Origin of the sequence: Kordiimonas laminariae (assembly GCF_023008165.1) — a bacterium.
Classification (GTDB): domain Bacteria; phylum Pseudomonadota; class Alphaproteobacteria; order Sphingomonadales; family Kordiimonadaceae; genus Kordiimonas; species Kordiimonas laminariae.
This window is the reverse complement of record NZ_JAKQZA010000022.1, coordinates 1-439: the sequence shown is the minus strand read 5'-3', so window position 1 is coordinate 439 and position 439 is coordinate 1. Positions and strand designations below refer to the sequence as shown.

General features: G+C 44.4%; 1 pseudogene. It reads left to right on the top strand.

The window, feature by feature from the left end:
* A pseudogene (locus MF542_RS17500) lies at nt 1-439 on the top strand (hypothetical protein); the annotation flags it as partial.

Genomic DNA, 439 nt, shown 5'->3' with positions numbered 1-439 from the left:
TTGATGCAGATGTTAATGTTGCCGGTGATGTTGTTGTTAGTTATCAGTCAGATACAGGTGATGGTAATGGCTTTGATATACAGCTAAGAGTGTTGGATATTGATGAATTGGCTCCGCTGCCGACCCCAACGCTTCCGCCTATTATAACAGACCCCACAGATGGGGGACAGGTAAATTCTACTACTGTTGGTAATCAGGTAAATCCAAGTATAGCAACTTTTTCGTCAGATCATCTGGCGCTTGCGGGTGGTTATGTTGTTGTGTTTGAGGATCAAAGCGGCGCAGATGGTTCTGGTAGCGGTATTTATGGTCAACTTTATAACGCGAATGGACAGCCTGTAGGTGGTGAATTTTTGATTAGCGATAAAACTGCGGGTGATCAATCATTGCCTTCGGCAGCTGTGCTGGATAACGGAAACATACTGATCAGTTGGTATGA